At 39.8% G+C, this 4,306-nt stretch carries 5 protein-coding genes; 2 read left to right on the top strand and 3 right to left on the bottom strand.

The window, feature by feature from the left end:
• Positions 1-170: 170 nt before the first annotated feature.
• Entirely contained in the window at positions 171-1,013 is an 843-nt protein-coding gene (accD, locus tag B3O12_RS02550; protein WP_286755184.1) for an acetyl-CoA carboxylase, carboxyltransferase subunit beta, read from the bottom strand.
• A 188-nt stretch (positions 1,014-1,201) separates the two neighbouring features.
• Here accD and B3O12_RS02545 point away from each other — a divergent pair, with 188 nt between their 5' ends.
• Together B3O12_RS02545 and B3O12_RS02540 are read left to right on the top strand one after the other, a co-directional pair.
• Complete coding sequence (locus B3O12_RS02545; protein ID WP_286755182.1) at positions 1,202-1,789, top strand: TetR/AcrR family transcriptional regulator; 588 nt, start codon at positions 1,202-1,204, stop codon at positions 1,787-1,789.
• 1 nt (position 1,790) lies between these two features.
• The gene (locus tag B3O12_RS02540; protein ID WP_286755181.1) at positions 1,791-2,861 is read left to right on the top strand and encodes a 3-oxoacyl-ACP synthase III family protein; all 1,071 of its coding nucleotides are present in this window, start codon (positions 1,791-1,793) and stop codon (positions 2,859-2,861) included.
• On the opposite strand, the gene B3O12_RS02535 is transcribed toward B3O12_RS02540, so the two are convergent.
• Complete coding sequence (locus B3O12_RS02535) at positions 2,842-3,534, bottom strand: DUF4221 family protein (RefSeq protein WP_414706552.1); 693 nt, start codon at positions 3,532-3,534, stop codon at positions 2,842-2,844. The genes B3O12_RS02540 and B3O12_RS02535 overlap by 20 nt on opposite strands.
• Before the next feature lie 3 nt (positions 3,535-3,537).
• Positions 3,538-3,963: a hypothetical protein gene (locus B3O12_RS02530; RefSeq protein WP_286755177.1), complete on the bottom strand. Its 426-nt coding sequence runs from the start codon at positions 3,961-3,963 to the stop codon at positions 3,538-3,540.
• Positions 3,964-4,306 lie beyond the last annotated feature (343 nt).

The following is a 4,306-nucleotide window of genomic DNA, read 5'->3' as shown; positions in this document are numbered from 1 at the left end:
ATGGCTGTTAAAAGACGCTGTGAGAACACAACTTGTGGCTAGTATACTAGGATCTAACAAATGCGATCTAAATGAGTAACCCTATATGTTTTAAACCCAGTAGGTAAATGGAGTAGGGGGAATAAAAAGGGTGTTGCTAGCAACACCCTTTCGGTCAAGTCTTTAGTAGTTTAGTCTTTAAGCATTTTGAGCAACGTGGTCAGTTGGTTTTTCAAATCCCTTCTGTCAACTATGAAATCAAGGAAACCATGCTCTAGCACGAATTCGGCACTTTGAAATCCTTTGGGTAAGTCTTTACCCACTGTATCTCTAATTACCCTTGGGCCTGCAAAACCAATAAGAGCACCGGGTTCGGCAATATTAAAGTCACCCAACATGGCATATGAAGCGGTTACTCCTCCCGTTGTAGGATCAGTGAGGAGAGAAATGTAAGGTACTTTGGCTTCGCTCAGAAGAGCAAGCTTGGCAGAAGTCTTCGCCATTTGCATGAGCGAGTAGCCGGCCTCCATCATACGAGCACCACCCGATTTTGAGATCATCAGAAAGGGTGTTTTTGTTTTCAGTGCATGGTCTATGGCACGAGATATTTTTTCTCCTACCACTGACCCCATAGAGCCACCAATGAAGGCAAAATCCATACAAGCTACCACAAGATCCAGCCCGTTCATTTTACCGTGAGCCGTGCGAACAGCATCCTTAAGTCGGGTGCTTTCCTGAGTAGCTGCTATTCGTTTGGGGTAGGGCTTGCTATCTACAAACTTTAGCGGGTCGCCAGAGCTCATGTTGGTATCCAGCTCTGTGAACTTGTTGCCATCGAACAATATTTCGAAATACTCTTTGGAGCCTATTCTTACATGGAAGCCATCTTCAGGGCTTACATACGCATTGTTTTTCAATTCTCGGGTGTGAACTATCGTTCCACCGGGGGTTTTAAACCACAGGCCGTCAGGCGCATCTTTCTTCTCTTCAGTGGGTGTGGTTATACCCTTAACTTTTCTTTGAAACCAAGACATATCAACTGGTTTTTGTTGAGTTTACTCAAGTGAGTTGGCAAAAATACATCAAAAGTCATCACCAGCCAAAGCAAAGCCAAATGCATGCGTGCATTTAACATTTACAGGCAATTTTCATGTAAAAACCTTTGAATTCTAATCATATAGTCTTTTCCTTTGTGCGGAATGAACGTTCATTCCGCAAAATAATGTTAGAACATTTAACCGCAGACAAAAGAACGCTAATCTTGCAAACTACGCTCGATCTCATGACTGAGTATGGTTTTCATGCTACTCCCATATCGCTTATTGCGCAACATGCGGGTATTGGTGCAGGCACCATTTATCGGTATTTCGACAACAAGGAGCACCTCATTAATGAATTGTTTACCGAAATTAAAAAGCGGGTAATTAAAGCCATGCTGCAAGACTACCGCGAAGAAGGTACTTTTAAAGAACGGTTCAAACACTTGTGGAAGAACCTTATTCGCTACTGTATTGATCATCCTAAAGAATTTCAATTTGTGGAGCAGTATAGATATGCTCCCTTTGTGAGCAATATGACGCGCGAAGAGACCTTCATTATTCTGGCCCCCATTATGCAGTTTTTTATAGAGTCGAAAAGAGCCAAAGCAATGAAGGATCTGCCTTTGTACACTATTATTGCCCTGCTTTATGGGCCAATTGTATCATTGGCCAAACTACACCTCGATCATAATCAACAATTAACCAATGACCGCCTGGAGCAAGCAGCCGAGGCCTGCTGGGATGCGGTTGCCTATAAATCTGAAGAATAATATGCCGAATGTAATTATCAATGGTGTGGGAAGTTGCATTCCTGACCGTATTGTAAAGAATGAAGATTTTCTGAATCATGAATTCTATCAGGAAAACGGAGAACCCTTTGCCTACACCAATGAAGTGATCATTAAGAAGTTTGAGCAAATTACCGGAATTAAAGAAAGGCGCTATGCGGCCAAAGGGCAGTTATGTTCGGAACTGGCTTCAGTAGCTGCTTCCAGAGCACTTGAAAATAGCACGGTTAGTAAGGAGGAGCTCGATTACATTATTGTAGCTCACAACTTTGGAGATTTGGATGAAGGCTCCAACCGAATTGATATGATGCCCAGTCTGGCGGCTAAGGTAAAACACAATCTGGCCATTGAAAATCCGGCTACCTCTTGCTACGATATTATCTTTGGTTGTCCCGGTTGGGTACAGGGTGCCATTCAGGCTACCCAAATGATTCGCTGTGGCGATGCACGTGCAGTAATGGTTATAGGTGCCGAAACACTAAGTAAAATTGTGGACAAGCACGACAGGGACTCTATGATTTTTGCCGATGGTGCAGGAGCTGTTATTTTTCAGGCTACTCAAAACCAAACAGGAGGGTTCCTTAGTCAGGCTTCCAGAACTGACGCTTCCGTAGAGTTACAGTATTTGGCTATGGGCCCGTCATATAAGCCCGAGCTAAGTGCCAATGGGAATAAGTTCATAAAAATGAAAGGGCGTAAGATTTACGAGTATGCTCTCATTAATGTGGCCGAGGCTATAAAGAGCGCCATTGAGAAGGCTAACTTAGACCTAAACGATATTGACAAAGTACTCATTCACCAGGCCAATGAGAAAATGGATGAGGCTATTTTACTAAAGCTTTACAAGTTGTATGGCTATGAGCCCGATGTAAACCGTCTGATGCCAATGACTATTCAGAAGCTGGGCAATAGTTCAGTGGCTACTATTCCAACTATGCTCGATCTTATTCTTAGAGGTGAACTGGAGGGGCATGAAATTAAACCTGGCGACCATCTGGTTTTTGCCTCTGTGGGAGCAGGTATGCATATTAATGCTATGGTTTTTCGATTATAGATTCATTCTTAATTTCGAAAGTAATTAATTCATATGTAGATTCTTTGGTTTGATTGCCTGAGACGAAATAAATAATGCCATCATTTATAAAGGGCTTATCAAATATTCTATCCTTTATTTTAAACTCCCTAACTCTGTTTAGATGCTTATCTAGCAACATAAGGTATCTTACGTCATTGTTTGTTCCATCCTCATTTGTTACATATTCGGATCCAACCCGAACAAATAGTTTATTTTTTTCATCATATGCGATATCTGAAAACTGAACTCCGTTGTATAGGTAATTTGTGGTGGCTTTGACATCACTTATTTGGTTAGAGGGAAATGCTTCTCGCAAATTGGGAATATGATCAAATTCTCCATTGCTTACTTGTGCCAACTGATTTCTCAAATCATAAGAATAAAGCTTTGATGAAAACTTAAAATTGTAGACTATAGTTGAGTCTAAGTATACAAAGGAGTGTCTAGATAGGCCATCATAAAAGCCCTGAGTTGAATCATTAATCAATGCTTCTTCTGGTGAGAAAATAGGTATATCATAGAAGGAATTCTCCCTCAAATTGTAGACAAAAAATATACTTTGGTCAACGCTGTCCTTTCGATGAGCAAAAATTGAAGATTCTAGCCATCTGCTAAATAGAAAAGATTGGTCTGAAAGCCTATTGAATCCCAATACTCAAAAATTGTCATTAGATGTTAATGATTTTAGTTTTCTTCTAACACTTACATTACCCGTAAGGTCAGCAATTGTGAAGTAATTATTCGTTACAACGTAAAGCTTATCATCTTTGATGTCTGCATCTAAAACATGGCCTTCGAAGAAATTAGGGCCATCTTTTTCTAACTCAAGGTTAAAAATAGGCGTTTTCGTCACTAAATTGAACAGTATTAGTTGCGAGCTTACACCGTCAAATACTAAAAGACTGTCTTTACCAATTACTTTATTTAATAAAGGGTAGCTAGAAAGAAGTAGTTCGCCATGTGAAAGCTCAGATTTACTTACCTCTAATCTAAATGATAGCTCGTTTGTATTGGTTTTAGATTCAAACTTGTTGCAACCGAGAAAAATGCCGATACATAAGAGTATCGGCAATTTGATCATTAAATTTCTCATCTTATTGCGGTGCACAACTCAAATTTGTTCCATGTTTAGTTACACCATGTGTTCCATCAATGTTTCTACATACATCTATGTAATAGATAACGGAACCAGAACAGCAATTTAGATTTGCATTATTTCTTAGTTGCTCAATCTCATCTTCTCCACAAACATATACCGTGTCATTGGTGTAACATCCTCGGCAAAACTATTAATAGCAATAAATAAAAAATATATTTATTCTTAGTTTATAAAAATTTATGGGGTTACTTACTTGAGTTGCAAGAAATATATTTCTGAACCTTGCCTCCATTTGTGTCCTCACAAATGGCTGTTAAAAGACGCT

Origin of the sequence: Roseivirga sp. UBA838 (assembly GCF_002296035.1) — a bacterium.
In the GTDB taxonomy this organism is placed as follows: domain Bacteria; phylum Bacteroidota; class Bacteroidia; order Cytophagales; family Cyclobacteriaceae; genus Roseivirga; species Roseivirga thermotolerans.
Note: the sequence above shows the minus strand (reverse complement) of the source record. Positions and strands in the feature narration are given on the sequence as shown.

Excerpts from the sequence above, each read along its gene's own strand:
- B3O12_RS02530 (WP_286755177.1), bottom strand. The coding sequence starts at position 3,963 with ATGATCAAATTGCCGATACTCTTATGTATCGGCATTTTTCTCGGTTGC.
- accD (WP_286755184.1), bottom strand. The coding sequence starts at position 1,013 with ATGTCTTGGTTTCAAAGAAAAGTTAAGGGTATAACCACACCCACTGAA.
- B3O12_RS02545 (WP_286755182.1), top strand. The coding sequence starts at position 1,202 with ATGTTAGAACATTTAACCGCAGACAAAAGAACGCTAATCTTGCAAACT.
- B3O12_RS02540 (WP_286755181.1), top strand. The coding sequence starts at position 1,791 with ATGCCGAATGTAATTATCAATGGTGTGGGAAGTTGCATTCCTGACCGT.